We start from the raw sequence: 16,629 nt of genomic DNA, 5'->3' as shown, positions 1-16,629 counted from the left end.
ATCCCTATCTTTGGGTGCGAAGTCGTTGCCTCGACCAATTTTTCAGGCCGTGGACGGTTTGTCTCGGTGGCGGCGGGTGACGAAACGATCGGCGGGTAGAGCAGTGAGCAGCAACACGGCGCCGCACACGAAGACGGCTGCTCCTATCGCCCCGATAACGGTGACAGCGGTATTGTGCCGCAGGAAAAGCTCGAGTATCACCGAGGCGAGCGCTGCCGCGATGTACTGACAGGTTCGATAGATTCCCGATGCGGTCCCGATGTGGTCGTGGTCGGCGCTGTCGAACATCGACTGTTGATTGCCGATGCTGTTGAATCCGTTGGGAAGCCCAAGGAGGGCGGCGATGACTACGAGGAACCACACGGCCGAATCGGCATCGACAACGAACCACAGCAGCAATCCGACGATCGTCATCGCTGCATTTCCCACTGTGAGGCTGCTCAATGTTCCTGCTCGTTTGATCAGCCGCGATCCGAGTGCAGTGCTGACGAAGCCCACCGCGGCGACAGGAAACACTACCGCTCCGGTAGCGATTGCGCTGAGACCGTAACCGGTTTGCAGCCACACGGGCAGTCCGTAGAGCACCAGATAGAACGCAGTGTAAGTCACCGTGGTGCGTACATAGGTCACGCTTAATCCAGTGTTGCGCACTAGTAGACGTACGTCGATGAACGGCGAGGTGCTGCGCCACTCCCAGACGATGTGGGCCACGACGAATGCGCCCGTCGACACACCCAGCCAGATCGCTGTCGATGCCTCGACCGTGCGCCCGACGGACAAAAGCAGAACCATCAGCGATACCGTCGCACCGACGAATGTCGCCAACCCTGGTAGATCGATGGCCCGGATTACCGTCGACCATTGTGGTCTTGTGCGGTCTGCGTCGTCGGTGCTGTCGGCCGGTGCGGTGCGTCGAACCCACAACCATGCCGCTGCCGCCAGAGGAACATTGACCACAAACAGCGCGCGCCAACCGAACCCGCTGACCAAGAGCCCCCCCAGCGGCGGCCCAAACGCTACGGCGGTCTGGCCTGCCATCGACAGTGTCGCAAGCGCTTTGGTCATTGACCGGCTCTGCGTAGAGGTGTAGGCACGCACTATGGCGATCGCCGCCGGGTACTGTGCAGCACCGCCGAGTCCGATCACGACGCGGCTGATCGTCAGAGCGGTGATGTCGGGTGAGAACGACCCGGCCAGCGATCCTGCCAACAGCAGTGCCAATCCGCCCAGATACACCCCGCGTGGGCCGTACAAATCGACCAACCGTCCCGCGGTGGGCGCCCCCACAGCCGCCGCGACATACAGCCCTGAAATCAACCAGGCCAAGCCGGAGGCGGAACCACCCAGATGGTCTCTGATTTCCGGGATCGCGACCGCGATCATTGACGAGTTCAAGGAGAGCAGGAAAACTCCGGTCCCGATGGCGTAGCGAAGTCCGGCCGGAATCTCCCAGGGCGCAGGGTCAGCCTGTATCGTCGAGTGTGTTCTCTCGGTGCTCATCGCGGTACCGCCGACGTCTGGACCTGCATTGAGGAAGTGGTGGTCGCGAGCGCTGCGAATCGGTCGATTTCGGCCGCTACCGTCTGCCACCACACGTCGATGTCGCACGATGAGTACAGATCGGTCTTGTAGTTCACAGACATTGCGAGCCCGCCGTCGTCCAGTTCCCGCCATTGTGTGGCCAGTGCAGCGTCCTGCCACCCCACCCGCACTGGAAGAGCGCTCAGCAACACCCCAGGAAAAAGGTTGGGGTCTGTACCACGTTCGGCGCCGAGGGGTGTGGCGTTGAAAGACAGGAACGGCTCCTGTGCCTGGTGCCCGAACGCCTCGGCAGCGTGGTCGAAAATCTGAGCCGGCCAGGGCACCCGGCTCGTGTCGATCGCCCTGACAAGTGAGTTACGGACACTCTCGAGATACCCACGCGCGTCATCGACGAGCGGGTAGCTGTCGACGACGACCTTGCTCGCGAACCATCCCACACTCTCCCGCACCGACGGGTGCCCGCGGTTGGCGACCGTCACGGTGGTCGCGACCTGCGACTGCCCGGACAGAACAGACAGCGCCGAATGTGTGGCAGCCAGAACAATATTCAGTTTTGTCATTCGGAGCGACGAAGCCAGCGGGGCGAGGTCCTGGTAGACCGAAGGCGGAACGATCCGATGGAGCCAGTTGCTGTTCTCATGCCGATCTATCCGCTTGCCCACAGGCCACCGAAGACTGGGTATCGGCTCAACCGGCCAGTCCCATTCGGTAGCGATACGTCGGCGTAAACGCTGCCCATCCGAACTTTCAAGAAAATCATTCTCACGAACGACGACGTCGACGAAGTCGCGTTCGACAGGCGGTAAGACCGCGTCCTCAGGACTGCCGACCCTGCGGTACAACGCACCCAAGTCGCGGAGAAGCACCGACGCGGACCAGCCGTCGGTGACCAGATGATCGACAACCAATGCGAGGACCCATCGGCCTGGGTCGTCAACGATGTCGATGACGACCAGTCGAGCCAAAGGGCCTTGCACGACATCGAACGGCTCGACCGCGACGCCGTGCACTGCAGCGTCGCGGTCGATGCGGCGAGTTGCGAGGTGCTCGATGACAGTTGCTGGAGCGTGTCCGGGTATCCAGGTGTCCCAATCAGGGAAAGCGCTGCGCAGCACAGGGTGCCGGACTTGTAAGTCCTGCCAAGCGCGGTCCAGGGCGGCGAGATCCACCCGGCCCACCATCTCGAAAGCGCGGACCGAATGATGCGGATTGAACACCCCCCGTCGCGCTTCGTGGGCGCTTTGCCGCAGACGGTGACGATGGTTCCAAGAGGCAGTCAAAGCTGTGCGCGCGGCATCTGTGTCCACGACCGTTCGTATCTCTGCACCGGCGAGTCGTGATTCTGCACCGGCGAGCTGCTCTGCGATGGCTCGGACGGAACGGTGCTCGAGCACTGTTCCCATCGGGACCACGGCACCGAAACGATCTTGTAGGAGCGATGCAATCTCGAGCGCGTCCAACGAGTCCAGACCATGGTCGAACAAATCCTCTTCGCGCCCGATCGACTCGGCGTCCAGTACTCGTGCGCATATCTCCGCCACCGTTGTCTCGTTTCGGTCCAGAAAGTCGGCCGGCGGTGTCGGATGTGTCGAATTGGAGCGTTGTGTATCGGTCGGAGCGCTGCGTAGGTGTTCTTCGTGCTGAGTCCGCAACGAGGCTCGGTCGAGTTTTCCGGTCGGCAGCAAGGGGAGCTCATCTGCCAGGTGGATCACCGTCGGTACGGCGGCGGGGTCTACTCGGGCACTCAAGTACGCCTTGATTGCCGATGCCGGGGTCGCAGTGTTGGTACGAACGACGGCCACCAGTTGCAGCAAGCCTTGGGTAGTGCGTACTGCGATCACACCGGCATGATCGACGCAGTCGATGTGTTCGAGTTCGCGTTCGACGTCTTTGAGGTGCACACGCACACCGTTGATCTTGACTTGGTCGTCGCGTCGTCCATGTAGATGCAGTAGACCGTCACCATCGAAGTGACCGAGGTCCCCGGTCCAGTAGAGCAGGTCGTCCGGATCGTCGGTGTAGGGGTTGCGCCCGAATGTGTCGTCGCGTCCGAGGTAGCCGACCGAGCGGAAGGGGGTTCGGATGACCACCTCCGATTCGGCGGTGAGGGCTACTTCGGTTCCGGGTAAGGGGGAGCCGACTGGTATTGCTCCCGAGTGTGATTCGGGCGGAACTCGGTACCACATTTTGGCCAGCGTTGTCTCCGACGGCCCGTACAAATTGATGATGTCGGAATCAGGGGCCCACCGGGTACGCCAACGGGCAGCGATCTCTGCATCGAGAACTTCGCCGGCGAAGAATGTCAGACGCAGATGCGGCAACGGGTCCGTCGAGGTATTTTTGTCGAGCCACCGGCGAGCAAGTGAAGGAACGGTGTGCAGAACTGTTATGTCCTCACTATGCAGGAACTCATGTACCCGTTGCGAGGTCAGTGATCTCGACGCTGGAAGGTGGACGGCAGCACCGCCCACCAATGGCGTCAACACATCTCTCCAGGCTACATCGAATGCCCAACTGGTGAGTTGAGCGAATCGATCACCTGGTCCGATCCCGAACTGTTCCCGTTGCCATGCGAGGAAATGCGACAACCCTGAGCGACTCCCCTGGATTGCTTTCGGTTCTCCCGAACTACCCGAGGTGAAACTGACGTACGCCACCTGCGAGGTCGTGTTTGGCGGCACCGAGCGGACAACAACGCTGGCCGAACTGACCTCATGAACACGGTCTTGCGCATCGGCACCGGTCCTGACTGTCCATCCCTCGTCAGAGGCAGCAATTGTCCCCCACGGACGCGTCACCGCGAATACCGCATCGATGCGGCGAGCAGTCACAGTAGGGTCCACCAAAACGACCGTTGCACCCAAATGAAGCACCGCTAGCACAGCGGAAATCGCTTCCGCTCGCGCCGACTGTTCGACGGCAACAACGTCGGACGCGGTCGCCCCGGCATCGCCGAGAACGCCAGACAATGCTGCGACTTGTTCGCCGAGTTGCGAGTATGTAGTGACGCCTTGCCTTGTCACGACCGCCGGCCGATCTCCGTGGCCGCTCACGACCTCCCAGAATTGCCCGATCACATCGATCGGCATGGGGGCCGACTGCGGGCCGGATAGAGGAGGACTAAGTCGTGTACGAGCTGACATGTCCGAGTGTGACCCTGCCGATGACACCGTTAGTCGTTCAGACATCCAGTTTTTGCCAATCCGCGAGCCGCTGGAGGGCGAAGATGTCACTCACAGGTGCGATACTGCTCTCCAGTGCCGTGGTTTCTCCGTTCTCGAATATGGAACGGAAAGTCGACCGGAGGGATGACACTGTCGCCCGTAGGCCCTGGTTGGCGTAGATCACCACTGACACTCCGGCGGCGGCCGCATCGTCGATGTGCCATTCTGGATACGTCGTGGGCACGACGACTACAGGGAGTTTGCCACGCCATTCGTCGAGAAACAGCAGGACTTCATCTTTCGTCTTCTGCTTCGAATGAATGAGAATGGCGTCTGCACCTGCATCTGAATATGCATGTGCGCGCCGAAGCGCTTCGTCGACGCCAAGGCCAGCGATGAGCGCCTCGGTCCGTGCGATCACGAAGAACTCGTCCGAAGATTGCGCATTCTTGGCCGTGGAAATCTTGCGCGCGAACTCGGTCGATGGCAAGAGTCTCTGGCCCGAGTCGACGAAGCTGTTCATTTTCGGAAAAAGCTTGTCTTCGACGCACACTGCTGAAATACCAGCCCGTTCGAACTCTCGGACCATATGCGCGACATTCAGGTTGCCACCGTATCCGGTGTCTCCGTCGACCACGACTGGAATATCGAGCGCCCGTTGTATATTGACAGCTGCTGTGAGGTACTCCGTCATGGTCAGAATGCTGGCGTCAGGAAGGCAGCGTGCAGCCGAGACCTCGAAGCTCGATGACCACACAGCATCGAATCCTGCTTCTTGTGCGAGGACCGCCCCGAGGGCGTCGTGAGCACCTGCCACTCGGACGGCGCTGCTGCCTTCGATGACTTCACGGAAAGTGCGGATTTTGTCGCTCATCGGGGTCCCATCGAGTCACGTTCACGAACAAACCAACTGGAAAGTAACGGTAGCGACGACACGCGATGAACAAAGGGATAAAACCAGCGCGATCTAGTTAGCTTGTTGCGCGTGATGTTCGAGGATCATCGATGATAGCGCGAGGGCGGCGTTCGTTAATGTGCAGTGTCGCACCGTTATCGGAAGTGGCACTCCGGCGAGAAACGGCGTAGAGATTGTGCGAGGGTGTCCACGTCGATGACGGAGTGGACAGCGTGGCCGCCGTCAATGACGGCTTCGAGCTTGGTGGTCAGTGTGGTCAAGGTCGGTGGCTGTCAACTTGGACGACCTCATCTGTCTGCCAGGCCATCTCGATGGGAGGACCGAACACATGAGTAAACGGTACGGTCGCCGCAATCAGAACCGTCCGCCACGTGTGCAATCTCCGGGCGCAGATCGCCGGTCACCCGATAGCCCTGGAGCGTCCGGCGGCAGTGAAGATGATGAGTTCGATTCCGCGGTTCGAGCCCAGCTGGCCCACCTAGAAGAGAGCATAGAAGCGCGGCTCGAAGACAGCGCAGTTGTAGCCCGATGACGGTGCACGAGGGAACATTACTCGAAAGATAAAGGAATGAAATGGTCAATATACGACCCTTTGCCAGCGCGGATGAAGAAGCCATTGTCGCGCTTTGGGAAGAATCCGGCCTAACCAGACCATGGAATGATCCATTGAAGGACGTGCAGCGTAAGACGAAAACTCAGCCTGAAATGTTTCTCGTAGCTGAAGCGGATCACGGCGCTGTTGTCGGGAGCGCAGTTGTCGGGTATGACGGCCATCGCGGGTGGATCTATTACCTTGCCGTAGCCAAGTCGCACCGGGCCACCGGCCTTGGGAAGAGCCTGGTGCAGCGAGCCGAATCCATGCTCGCAGCGCTTGACTGCCCGAAAGTGCAGCTTCAGGTGCGGCCGGAAAACACCCAGGTGATTGCCTTTTACGAAGGTCTTGGCTATTCAACCTACGAAGCGATTAACTTAGGCAAACGACTGGAAGACGATGAAAAGGCCATGTCGTGACTCGCCACCTCCTGCGTGACGACAGTACTTCTCCTCATGAACAAGGAGCGATCTTGGAACTCGCTACAGAACTGAAGAAGAACCGCTGGTCACAGAACCACTAGCGGGTCCGCCGACCGTGGCGGCACTCCTCGACAAGCCTTCCACACGGAAGCAAGCCTCTTTTAGCGTCGGCATTACAGGGGACTGTCGTGAAAACGGTGTAAGTGGTCTTACCGCCCTCGGTGTATCGGAGGCAGGAAGGTCACGTCATGACCGAAACTCTGGTGGCTGTGGCAACTCGCGCAACGGGTCGCGGTCGAAGACGGTGCTGACCGATGCGTGTGGCCGGGTCGAGATCGACGTGCCGCGGGATCGGGCGGGCACCTTCGAGCCGCAGATCGTGAAGAAGCGCCAACGACGTTTGACTGATGTCGATGAGGTGGTGTTGTCGCTGTAGTAGCCGCATCGTGAGTGCCTGACTTGGCTCAATTTAGTGTCCACCCCGGATCGCGTTGAGGGCTTGGTAAAGGTCGTTGGGTAGCGGGTCGGCAGCGGTGATGGTTTGTGGCCCAGCTTGGATGGTGATTGTCCGGTAACGGCGAGCGGTGGTCACGAACTTCTTGATAGACCATTCGGTGCGGGCTTCAATGACACGGGTGATCGCGAGGGCGGCGAACACGATCGTCAGGTGCGCCCGGATGGAGTCTTCGGTGTGGTGGAAGATCGGCCGGGCAGCGAGATCGGATTTGGACATGCGGAAACTCTTCTCGATCCGCCACAGCTGGTGGTAGGCACCGATCACGAATTGCGGTGTCGGAGAATCGATATTGGTGGCGTAGGCCTTCCACCCAGCCAAGGTTCGGGCCTTGGTCTCGAGCTGACGATTCACGCTCTTGTCGGCACCTTTGAGCGTGACGAACCGGTTGCGTTTGACCGGAATATTCCCGGCGACGGCCTTCTCGGCTTTGTCGACCTGCTCGTTGATTCCGCGCAGACTGCGGCGGGCCCGGTCGGCGCTGTACTGGAAGTAGACGACCTGATCGCGGCGGTAGCTGGTTTTGGCGTTGGCCGGTGACCGCTGGGTCAACACCAACCGATCCGGCGGGATCGAACCAGGATTGTTCTTGTGCCACTTGCTGATCTGGTAGGGAATGGTCGGGACTTTGTCGCCGAGGATGAACGAGAGCCCGGCGTCTTCGATGGCCTTCTTGTTCGCTGCGGAGATCATCCCGGCATCGGCGACCACGGTGACGTCGGTGAGCTGATGGGCCTTCATGAACGCAGTCAGCGTCGGCATCATCGTCAGCGTTTCGGCCTTGTTGCCCTCGAACGCCTCGACCATCAACGGAAATCCGGTCGCATCAGTTAACAGGCCGACGGTGATCTGTGGCTCGAGGCGGCGTTCCTTGGAGAATCCAGGTTCGCGGAATCCGTCGGCCTTGTCAGTCTCGAAGTACAGCGTGGTGACGTCGTAGAGCACCAAGGTGGTCGGGCCCAGGCCGGCATGCGCGGCGCACACCGCGGCCAGGGCCTTGCGCCACCCGGCGTTCGCATAGGTTTGCAGTCGACGCTTGACCGTCGCATACGAGGAAGCCGCGACCCCGACTTCCTCCAACACGCGCAGCGAGTCGAGTTTGCTCGTCGGTTCAATGATTCTGGCGAGGACTAGATCGCGAAACACGCTGTCGCCGTTAGTCGCTGCACCGAATCCGAGTTCGATGTACACGTCGTTCAGGCACTCCCAGAGCACTGCCATCCGAGCACTGGTGATCGGCAGTGGTCCGGCGCCATCGGCAGCGGTGATGCCCAGATCCAGGTGCAGTTGACCGGCGGCGAGTCGGCCGGCCGCGGCCGCTTTCAACGCCGCCAACTCCCGCTCATCGTGGGCTGAACCGATGTGCTCAATCTGACGTGACCCACGCCGATTCGAATGCACGATCTGCACCGCCGTCGCTCCCGACGCAGTCTTCACCGTCCGCACAAACGCCACCCAGCAAGCCTAGAACCCACCGATTAGTGTCCACCACCGAACCCATCACCCCAGGTCACTGACTCGCGAACCGCCAAATCCCGAAAAATGAGCCAAGTCAGGCGGGCGGTCGCCGAGATGCGTGCGAATCATCATTTCCAATCGATGGTCCGCAGCGGCTGCGCTCACCTGATGCAATTTCTTGACGAAGTAGGCCTACTCACTCCCGCGGCGGCCCGCATCTATCGGAAGGTACACATGCTGTAGGCGCCGATTCATCGACGCTGCGTCAACGACACCTCCACCTCATCGCCGATCCCTTTCCCGATCTGCGACAGAAATGCCACCGTGATCGGGAGCTTGTGCCGGCCGTCGCCGAGCGCCATGAACGAGCTCTCGAACGGGCTGCCGTCGATGGTGCCGGTGACCTTCACCAGACCGCGTGTCCCGAAATGCGCCGCGGTCCAGTCAGTGACCACATGGGTCCAACCACCGGCCGCCGGGCCCTCTCCACGACGGCAGTGGACGGCAGTGAACGTCTTGCCCAGTGGCGTGTTCATGACGGCCTCCTCGAAGTCTGCGTGTCCCTCAGGCCGAGCAGGGCATCACCAGGAATTCATCGGCGAGCAAGCCGCACGGTGCTCCGCGTCTGATCGTGACGGCATCACCGATATTGCCACCATGAACTGAAAAGAATCGTAAGGTGACAAATGATACGAAGCAACGCAAAGTGTTCCTCTGTATCACGCAACAATTGTTGAGAAATAATCGGATACGTCGGGAACGGCGTCGAAAGAAAGAGTGGTACACAATGCTCGCAGCGATCTTCTATGCGATCGAAGCTTTCGACAACATGCTGTGGGACATCGCCGAGTCGATAGTCACCGGCAGCAGCGGTTCGTAGGCCGCCAGGGGTCCGTCGCAATCCTCGAGCGCCGTCCCCGCCCCTGTCACCAGCAGAATCTGATCGGGAACAGACCGCGCAGGCGGCCAGGTACCCTCATGGGCGATGTCTACTGAAGAGTTGTTGCCGATCGAGACCCGCAACCTGATGGGGTGGGGCCGCACGATGCCCATCGAGGGACACGTGCTGTCGACCCCGTATCCCGAGGTCATCGCGGAGGCGGTCGCGCGCGTGGCCGACGACAATGCCGACAAACCGGACTACCTCAAGCGCGGCGTGATCGCCCGCGGACTCGGGCGTTCGTACGGCGAGAACGCGCAGAACGCCGGCGGTCTCACCATCGACATGACGCCGCTGGACCGCATCTACTCGATTGACGAGTCGACGGCCATCGTCGACGTCGACGCGGGCGTGGATCTCGACACCCTCATGCGCGTGGGACTGCCGCATGGCCTGTGGGTGCCGGTGCTGCCGGGTACGCGCCAGGTCACCGTCGGCGGCGCGATCGGCTGCGATATCCACGGCAAGAACCATCACAGCGCGGGAAGCTTCGGCAACCACGTCGTCGAGATCACGCTGCTCCTCGCGAGCGGCAAGATCATCACGATCACCCCCGAGGGCACCGACGACGACCCCGACGCCTCCATCTTCTGGGCGACGATCGGCGGCATCGGACTCACCGGCATCATCCTGCGGGCCAAGATCCGGATGACCCGCACCGAGACGGCCTACTTCATCGCCGACGGCACGGTCACGAGCACGCTCGACGAGACGATTGCGCTGCATCAGGACGGCAGCGAGTCGAACTACACCTACTCCTCGGGTTGGTTCGACGCGATCAGCAAACCGCCGAAACTCGGGCGCGGTACGTTCTCGCGCGGATCGCTCGCCACACTGGACCAGCTGCCGCCGGAGCTGGCGAAGGATCCACTCAAGTTCGACGCCCCGACACTCATGAACTTCCCGGACATCTTTCCGAACGGTCTGGCCAACAGGTTCGACTTCTCCATCGTCGGCGAGGCCTACTACCGGATGGGCGGGAATTACACCGGCAAGATCCAGAACCTGACGAAGTTCTATCACCCGCTGGATCTGTTCGGGAACTGGAATCGCGCCTACGGCTCGAAGGGCTTCCTGCAGTACCAGTTCATCGTGCCGCCGGAGGCCGTCGAGGAGTTCAAACAGATCATCATCGACATCCAGGCATCCGGACACGTCAGCTTCCTCAACGTGTTCAAGCTCTTCGGGCCCGGAAACCAAGCGCCGCTGTCCTTCCCGATGGCCGGCTGGAACATCTGCGTCGACTTCCCGATCAAGAAGGGACTGGCCGAGTTCTGCAACGAACTCGACCGGCGGGTGATGTCGATCGGCGGGCGCCTCTACACCGCCAAGGACTCTCGGACGTCCGCCGACACCTTCCACGCCATGTACCCGCGGATCGACGAGTGGATCGCGACCCGTCGTCGCGTCGACCCGGACAAGGTCTTCATGTCCGACATGGGTCGTCGCCTCGAACTGATCTGACCCGAGCCCGATACGAATCATCCTGATGCGCAACAGCTTCGAAGGGAAATCCACATCATGATCAACGCTGTCGGCGTGCCGCGGTCCGTCCTCGTCCTCGGAGGCAGTTCCGAGATCGGCCTGGCCATCACCGAGGAGTACCTGAAGAAGGGCCCGATCCGGGTGGTGCTGGCCACCGTGCCCGGCGACCCCACCGCCGCCGCGGCCGTCGAGAAGATGCAGAAGGCGGGCGCTGCGAGCGTCGAACAGATCGACTTCGACGCCCTCGCCCCGGACACCCATCCGGCCGTGCTGGACAAGGCGTTCGCCGGCGGTGACATCGATGTCGCGATCGTCGCGTTCGGCATCCAGCCCGACGACGAGAAGGCCTGGCAGGACCAGAGAACCGCGGTGACCGAGGTCGGGATCAACTACACTGCCGCGGTCTCCGTCGGCGTGCTCCTCGGCGAGAAGATGCGCGCCCAGGGCTTCGGTCAGATCATCGCGATGAGCTCCGTCGCCGGAGAACGCGTGCGGCGCAGCAACTTCGTGTACGGCTCCACCAAGGCCGGCCTCGACGGCTTCTATCTCGGCCTCGGGGACGCCCTGCGCCCGTTCGGCATCCACGTCCTCGTCGTCCGGCCCGGACAGGTCCGCACCCGACTCTCCGCCCACGTCGCGGAGGCACCGTTGACGGTCAACAAAGAGGACGTCGCACGTATGGCGGTCGCGGCGGCCGACAAGCACAAGGAGATCGTCTGGGCGCCCGGTCCGTTCCGGTTCGTGATGATGATCCTGCGGCACATCCCGCGGCCGATCTTCCGTCGTCTGCCCATCTGATCGTGAACACGACCGTTCGCCGCGCCCGGGACGTCGGCGAGCTGTTCATCGGCGCGATCGTCGGTGCGCTCGTCGCGTTCGTCGGCCTCAAGGTCATCGCGACGGTCGACTGGCCGTCGTTCAACTCCTCCAACGTCACCCGCGCCCTGACGACCGTCGGCCAGGTCGTGGCCGTCGCAGCGCTGGTGCTCGTGGTGCTGCTCAACCGCCACCGTTCCGGACGGTCGTCGACCGGCTGGCTGACGAGCCTGGTCTCGACGATCGCGACCGCCGGTCTCGTCACCGTCACCCTCGGCATGCCACTGGGCGCGACGAAGCTCTACCTGTTCGGATTGTCGGTCGATCAGGAGTTCCGCACCGAGTACCTCACGCGCATGACGAGCAGTCCGCGGCTCGCGGACATGACGTATCTGGACCTGCCGCCGTACTATCCGGCCGGCTGGTTCTGGTGGGGCGGGCGCTACGCGGGATTGGAAGGCCTGCCCGGATGGGAGGCCTACAAGCCGTGGGCCATCCTGTCGATGGCGGCGGCCGCCGCGGTCGGCATCCTGCTGTGGAACCGGATGCTCGGCGCCACGCGCGGCATTCCGATCGCCCTCGCGGTCACCGTCATCACTCTGATGTTCGCCTCGCCGGAACCCTATGCGGCGGTTCTGGTGCTGCTCGGCGTCCCGATGCTCATCACGATGCTCTACGCGCTGCGCGGGCAATCTCGCTCCGCCGGCGGCCCGGTCGGCGGGCTGCGATCGGGTACGAGTTGGCCGGCCGTCGTGGCGTCGGGCGCCTTCCTCGGTCTGAGCGCCACGTTCTACACGCTGTACACCGGTCTGTTCGCGCTGACCGCGGTGCTGATGGCGTGCTATCTCGTCGTGCAGGCGTGGATCGGCGCGGCCAACAAGGCCGTTCCCGACGCCACCGTGTCCGGCCGACGACGATCGGTCATCGGGGCGATCATCGGAAGACTGGCGTCGATCGCGGCCATCTCCGGCCTCATCGCCCTGCTGGTGTGGGCGCCCTACCTGTGGTCGCGGCTGCGCAGCGAACCCGCGAGCGGCGGCACCGCGGAGCACTATCTACCCGAACGCGGCGCGATCCTTCCGCTGCCGTTCTTCCACCTGACCCTGGTCGGGCTGCTCAGTCTGGTCGGCCTGATCTGGATCCTGTTGCGGTTCCGGAATCGCACGGTCGCCCTGGCACTCGGCATCGCGGTGGCCACCATCTACCTGTTCTGCCTGCTGTCGATGCTGCTGACGGCCGGCGGGACCACGCTGTTGTCGTTCCGCCTCGACCCGATCCTGAACGCCACACTGGCGGCCGCCGGTGTTCTCGCACTCGCCGACCTGTCGCGATGGGCCGTCGGCAGATTCGGTGATGTCCGCTTCGCCATCGGCGCAGTCGCAACGGTCGCCGCGATGGCCGTGGCCCAAGACGTCCCCGGCTTCCTGTCGACCGAGATCACCACCGCTTACACCGATACCGACGGCTACGGCGTGCGCGCCGATCAGCGGCCCCCCGGGGCCGAGTCGTACTATCCCGAGATCCATCGGCTCATCCGCGAACAGACCACAAAACCCGCGACCGACAACGTCGTGCTCACCGCCGACTACGGCTTCCTCTCCATCTATCCCTATTGGGGCTTCCAGGGGTTGACGTCGCACTACGCGAATCCGTTGGCGGAGTTCGACAAGCGGGCGAAGGCCATTGAACGATGGGCGGACTCGACGACTCCGGACGAGCTGGTCGAGAAGTTGGACCGCTCACCGTGGACCCCGCCGAACGTCTTCCTCTTCCGTTATGCCGCAGACGGATACACGTTGCGGCTGGCCGAGGACGTCTATCCCAATGACCCGAATGTGAAGCGGTACACAGTGACCTTCGACCCGGCCGCGTTCGCCGATCCCCGATTCGTCGTGACCGAGGTGGGCCCGTTCGTGGTGGTGGTGCGACGATGATCGTCCGCCGGAGCCCATTCCTGATCAGCCGTGTCGACGCCGGGTCGTCGTCGGCGTTCCTGGTGCACAGCGACGTCGTGAACTGGGTTCTGCTGCAAGAGGGTACGGACATCACCCTGATCGACGGCGGCTACCCGGGTCAGGCGTCCGATGTCGTCGAGTCGATCCGGCACATCGGCGGGCGTCCCGAGGACATCCGCGGCGCCCTGCTGACGCACGCTCACGTCGACCACATCGGCGGGCTCGCCACCCTGCAGGAACAGTACGGTTTCGACGTCTTCATGGATCCCGTCGAAGTCTCCCACGCGCGGCGTGAACACCTGCAACAGGCCGGCCCGGGTGACATCGTGCCGCTCGCCTACCAACCGCGAGTGTTGCGATGGCTGGCCAAGGTGATGCCACTGGGTGTGTTGAGCCGCAAAGGAATTGCGGAGGCAAAGCCATTCCCCGATCCGCTGGACCTTCCCGGCCGGCCGGTCCCGGTGGCCGCTCATGGACACACCGATGGCCATAGCGCCTACCTCATCGCGGACGGTGAGGTGCTGGTGTCCGGGGACGCACTCGTGAGTGGTCACCCCATCTCGACGATCACCGGTCCGCAGTGCATCTCCGACGCCTTCCAGCACGATGTCGCGACCGCCCGGCAGACGGTCGAATCGTTCACCACCTTCGACGCGACGACCCTGTTCCCCGGACACGGTCCGCGCGCCGACGGTGCAGTGGCCGACGCCGCTCGGCGTGCACTCGAGGCGTCCTGACCGGCTCTGGCCGTTGTATCACGCGTGAGATGAGCTCGTGCGAAGTCCAGTTCGATCCGCCAACCCTCCACATTGCTGTCGAGGCGCTCACGGCGCTCCGCGGCGGTGCCGGGCAGGGAGGCGAGCCCGCTCTGGGCGACCTTGAGGACCACTCCGCCGCCGGATTCCTCTGGTGTCACCCAGAATTCGACGAGAGTCGAGTCGCTGTCGGCGTCGTCGGGGTCGGCGAGCCAGCAAAATGCTGCGTACCTGGGCTCGTCGAGTTCGACTGTCCGGAATACGAATGCCCCGTGGATGGGGTCGTGCACAGTGGCCAGCTCACCGTCGCGGTCGATGCGGTGTTCGACGATCTGCCTGTCGTTGATGTACCACCCCGGCTCGCTCACCAACTCCCACACCCGCTGCGGCGGCGCGGCGATGGCGATCTCGCGTTCGATACGATCCTGATCGAGTTCTGTTGTCATGGTTGTTCCTTCGTGGTGGGCGGGACCAGCACTCCTCACGGGTCGGGCGGTGATTCGGCGATCGTCTTGATGCAACCCGGAGCCGCGGACCTCGGTCCATTCGGCGAAGGCTGCGGCCAGCGCCAGGTTGCCGGCGGCCGGGGATCGTGGTCACCGAGATGAACACGCCGGAGAGTGCACCCGTCCGCGCCGAGGTGATCGACAGGACACCGGCGACGGCGGCGAGGATCGCGACGATGAACGACCACTTGTCCGGCGAGTAGATGAACTCGGTCTCCGGGTGATGCCGTAGGTCGTCGACGGTGGCCCATCCGAGTCTGCGCACGACCCCGGCGAACACGAACGTGGCGACGATGCCGACCACGAAATCCGACGACCAACGTGCGCACCGACATCCACAGCAGATTCGGCCGCCAGAGTACCACGGCGACACAGATGGCCCTGATCACCCCGAACTCGGGACCGAGAACCATCGCCCCGACGGTGAGGATCTGCGAATCGAGGACCACCGCGATCGCCGCCAGCACGGTTGCCAGGATCATGAACCCCAGATAGGTGACGTTCAGCTCGGACTCGCCGTAGGCGCGCCGACCGACCTGCGCCCAGACGACCGCATCAGAGCCGAATCCGGGAGCGCGTCGCTCGGCGTCGAGCGCACTGCGCGACAGCGCTGATCAGGTCGTCAGCGGCCTCCCGGGCGACGTCGATCTTGACCAGGTCACCGACCGGTTTGAGCGACGCACCCCGTACGACGGCTACCGAGCTGACGGCTTCGTCGTCTTTCACCAGCCCCAGGACGTCGTCGGTCAGATGCGCAGGCGAGCAGATCTCGATGTACAGCACCACTGCCTTGTGTCTTGTACTGTTTGCCTCAGCGCTACTCGCATAGCCACCCCAGCTGCCGCAGGCACCCGCGTTGCCTGTTCGGTGTTGACGGGCAAGGTCCGCTGGATCTGCGTACCCATTGTCGGCGTCTCGGACTCGGTGCGGCATCGAAACGCGGGTGGCCACGGAGCGGAACGAATTATGACTGAGCGTTATGCGGAGAAGCGCGCCGCCCGGACCTATGCACGTGAGAATGGTGTGCCCTATCGCGCTGCCCTGCAGGTGATGCGCGATCGTCACGCGCACGTCGGAGGCGCGCTGTACACCCAGCGACTCCTGATCGAGGCTGTCGAGGGATGCGGGATTCGGCATTGGGCGCGAATCGACGACTGGGACGGTGTGGGAAGCCTGGCCATCACCGATCTCGGCGGCGAGATGTATCGACTCACCGCTGATGAATTGACGCCGATGCTGAGCGCTTACCGTGGCGTCGGCGCCATCGAGCGACCTCTCGACATCGATGGCTATCTGGCCGACGAGATCATCCAGTCCGCGCTGTTCGGAGGCATCATCTATCGAAGCGAGGTCCGTCGGCGACCGATCGTGGCGGCGTGAATGGCATTCTGAGAGTGATCGTCGACGAGCTGCCACCGTCAAGACCATCGATTCTGTCACCGAGGTCCTGACACAGAACCATCACCGATGTTCCGGTACATCACAGCCGAGATAGTTTCCGGATTTCCTTGCGCTTCGTACATGTGTTCGATAGGCTGGATTCAGCAGGTTCGAATTGATGTGC

13 protein-coding genes and 3 pseudogenes are annotated in these 16,629 nt (G+C 62.6%); 8 read left to right on the top strand and 8 right to left on the bottom strand.

Translation table 11 applies throughout. The features are described 5' to 3' along the window. Nucleotides 1-42: 42 nt before the first annotated feature. The 3 genes from QSJ19_RS16815 to QSJ19_RS16805 form a co-directional block, all read right to left on the bottom strand. Complete coding sequence (locus QSJ19_RS16815; protein ID WP_286322030.1) at nt 43-1,500, bottom strand: MFS transporter; 1,458 nt, start codon at nt 1,498-1,500, stop codon at nt 43-45. Then, on the bottom strand, nt 1,497-4,631 hold the full coding sequence (locus tag QSJ19_RS16810) for an AMP-binding protein (RefSeq protein ID WP_286322029.1): 3,135 nt from the start codon (nt 4,629-4,631) through the stop codon (nt 1,497-1,499). The genes QSJ19_RS16815 and QSJ19_RS16810 overlap by 4 nt, the downstream gene beginning before the upstream one ends. Nucleotides 4,632-4,722: 91 nt before the next feature. Then, nucleotides 4,723-5,580 (bottom strand): isocitrate lyase/phosphoenolpyruvate mutase family protein, encoded by an 858-nt coding sequence (locus tag QSJ19_RS16805; protein WP_286322028.1) that lies wholly within the window; start codon nt 5,578-5,580, stop codon nt 4,723-4,725. A gap of 615 nt (nt 5,581-6,195) precedes the next feature. Between QSJ19_RS16805 and QSJ19_RS16800 the strand changes: the two genes are divergently transcribed. Continuing rightward, nucleotides 6,196-6,633, top strand: a complete 438-nt coding sequence (locus tag QSJ19_RS16800; RefSeq protein WP_286322027.1) for a GNAT family acetyltransferase — start codon at nt 6,196-6,198, stop codon at nt 6,631-6,633. Nucleotides 6,634-6,871: 238 nt separating this feature from the next. Then, nucleotides 6,872-7,069, top strand: a pseudogene (locus QSJ19_RS16795) (transposase); the annotation flags it as partial. Between the two features lie 36 nt (nt 7,070-7,105). On the opposite strand, the gene QSJ19_RS16790 reads toward QSJ19_RS16795, so the two are convergent. Further along, a complete protein-coding gene (locus QSJ19_RS16790) occupies nt 7,106-8,605 on the bottom strand; it encodes an IS1634 family transposase (RefSeq protein WP_502876208.1) in 1,500 nt (499 codons plus the stop codon). A 99-nt stretch (nt 8,606-8,704) separates the two neighbouring features. On the opposite strand from QSJ19_RS16790, the pseudogene QSJ19_RS16785 reads away from it, so the two are divergent. Beyond that, nucleotides 8,705-8,851, top strand: a pseudogene (locus QSJ19_RS16785) (diiron oxygenase); the annotation flags it as partial. An 8-nt stretch (nt 8,852-8,859) separates the two neighbouring features. Here the strand turns inward: QSJ19_RS16785 and QSJ19_RS16780 are convergent. After that, the gene (locus QSJ19_RS16780) at nt 8,860-9,144 is read right to left on the bottom strand and encodes a DUF1905 domain-containing protein (protein ID WP_286322026.1); all 285 of its coding nucleotides are present in this window, start codon (nt 9,142-9,144) and stop codon (nt 8,860-8,862) included. 449 nt (nt 9,145-9,593) lie between these two features. On the opposite strand from QSJ19_RS16780, the gene dprE1 reads away from it, so the two are divergent. From dprE1 to QSJ19_RS16760, 4 genes are read left to right on the top strand one after another with little or no spacing between them, the layout of a single operon-like run. Beyond that, complete coding sequence (gene dprE1, locus QSJ19_RS16775) at nt 9,594-11,012, top strand: decaprenylphosphoryl-beta-D-ribose oxidase (protein ID WP_286322025.1); 1,419 nt, start codon at nt 9,594-9,596, stop codon at nt 11,010-11,012. A gap of 57 nt (nt 11,013-11,069) precedes the next feature. Beyond that, the gene (gene dprE2 / locus QSJ19_RS16770; RefSeq protein WP_286322024.1) at nt 11,070-11,831 is read left to right on the top strand and encodes a decaprenylphospho-beta-D-erythro-pentofuranosid-2-ulose 2-reductase; all 762 of its coding nucleotides are present in this window, start codon (nt 11,070-11,072) and stop codon (nt 11,829-11,831) included. Nucleotides 11,832-11,833: 2 nt separating this feature from the next. Further along, on the top strand, nt 11,834-13,783 hold the full coding sequence (locus QSJ19_RS16765) for a galactan 5-O-arabinofuranosyltransferase (protein WP_286322023.1): 1,950 nt from the start codon (nt 11,834-11,836) through the stop codon (nt 13,781-13,783). After that, nucleotides 13,780-14,541, top strand: a complete 762-nt coding sequence (locus tag QSJ19_RS16760; RefSeq protein ID WP_286322022.1) for an MBL fold metallo-hydrolase — start codon at nt 13,780-13,782, stop codon at nt 14,539-14,541. Before QSJ19_RS16765 ends, QSJ19_RS16760 begins: the two co-directional genes overlap by 4 nt. A gap of 26 nt (nt 14,542-14,567) precedes the next feature. Here QSJ19_RS16760 and QSJ19_RS16755 read toward each other — a convergent pair. From QSJ19_RS16755 to QSJ19_RS16750, 3 genes and pseudogenes are all read right to left on the bottom strand, one after another. Continuing rightward, nucleotides 14,568-14,939, bottom strand: a pseudogene (locus QSJ19_RS16755) (SRPBCC family protein); the annotation flags it as partial. Beyond that, the gene (locus QSJ19_RS26815) at nt 14,860-15,369 is read right to left on the bottom strand and encodes a DUF389 domain-containing protein (RefSeq protein WP_502876207.1); all 510 of its coding nucleotides are present in this window, start codon (nt 15,367-15,369) and stop codon (nt 14,860-14,862) included. The gene QSJ19_RS26815 and the pseudogene QSJ19_RS16755, both read right to left, overlap by 80 nt. Before the next feature lie 251 nt (nt 15,370-15,620). Beyond that, a complete protein-coding gene (locus QSJ19_RS16750) occupies nt 15,621-15,848 on the bottom strand; it encodes a hypothetical protein (protein ID WP_286322021.1) in 228 nt (75 codons plus the stop codon). 183 nt (nt 15,849-16,031) lie between these two features. Between QSJ19_RS16750 and QSJ19_RS16745 the strand changes: the two genes are divergently transcribed. After that, entirely contained in the window at nt 16,032-16,445 is a 414-nt protein-coding gene (locus QSJ19_RS16745) for a hypothetical protein (protein ID WP_286322020.1), read from the top strand. The last annotated feature ends 184 nt before the right edge of the window (nt 16,446-16,629 follow it).

Origin of the sequence: Gordonia sp. ABSL11-1, assembly GCF_030315685.1 — a bacterium.
In the GTDB taxonomy this organism is placed as follows: Bacteria; Actinomycetota; Actinomycetes; order Mycobacteriales; family Mycobacteriaceae; genus Gordonia.
This window is presented reverse-complemented; position numbering and strand designations above follow the sequence as displayed.

What these genes read in the sequence shown, in the direction of transcription:
- QSJ19_RS16815 (WP_286322030.1), bottom strand. Translation starts at nt 1,500, where the DNA reads ATGAGCACCGAGAGAACACACTCGACGATACAGGCTGACCCTGCGCCC.
- QSJ19_RS16810 (WP_286322029.1), bottom strand. Translation starts at nt 4,631, where the DNA reads ATGCCGATCGATGTGATCGGGCAATTCTGGGAGGTCGTGAGCGGCCAC.
- QSJ19_RS16805 (WP_286322028.1), bottom strand. Translation starts at nt 5,580, where the DNA reads ATGAGCGACAAAATCCGCACTTTCCGTGAAGTCATCGAAGGCAGCAGC.
- QSJ19_RS16800 (WP_286322027.1), top strand. Translation starts at nt 6,196, where the DNA reads ATGGTCAATATACGACCCTTTGCCAGCGCGGATGAAGAAGCCATTGTC.
- QSJ19_RS16780 (WP_286322026.1), bottom strand. Translation starts at nt 9,144, where the DNA reads ATGAACACGCCACTGGGCAAGACGTTCACTGCCGTCCACTGCCGTCGT.
- dprE1 (WP_286322025.1), top strand. Translation starts at nt 9,594, where the DNA reads ATGTCTACTGAAGAGTTGTTGCCGATCGAGACCCGCAACCTGATGGGG.
- dprE2 (WP_286322024.1), top strand. Translation starts at nt 11,070, where the DNA reads ATGATCAACGCTGTCGGCGTGCCGCGGTCCGTCCTCGTCCTCGGAGGC.
- QSJ19_RS16760 (WP_286322022.1), top strand. Translation starts at nt 13,780, where the DNA reads ATGATCGTCCGCCGGAGCCCATTCCTGATCAGCCGTGTCGACGCCGGG.
- QSJ19_RS16745 (WP_286322020.1), top strand. Translation starts at nt 16,032, where the DNA reads ATGACTGAGCGTTATGCGGAGAAGCGCGCCGCCCGGACCTATGCACGT.